Origin of the sequence: Streptomyces hazeniae (genome assembly GCF_031845485.1) — a bacterium.
Lineage (GTDB): Bacteria > Actinomycetota > Actinomycetes > Streptomycetales > Streptomycetaceae > Streptomyces > Streptomyces hazeniae.
Window position 1 is genome coordinate 1 of record NZ_JAVREQ010000279.1, and the last position, 215, is coordinate 215.

At 58.6% G+C, this 215-nt stretch carries 1 rRNA gene; it reads right to left on the reverse strand.

The features are described from left to right. Nucleotides 1-215, reverse strand: a 16S ribosomal RNA gene (locus RM572_RS29690); the annotation flags it as partial.

Here is a 215-nt window from a genome sequence, read left to right on the forward strand (position 1 = left end):
GAATTAAGCCACATGCTCCGCCGCTTGTGCGGGCCCCCGTCAATTCCTTTGAGTTTTAGCCTTGCGGCCGTACTCCCCAGGCGGGGAACTTAATGCGTTAGCTGCGGCACGGACCACGTGGAATGTGGCCCACACCTAGTTCCCAACGTTTACGGCGTGGACTACCAGGGTATCTAATCCTGTTCGCTCCCCACGCTTTCGCTCCTCAGCGTCAG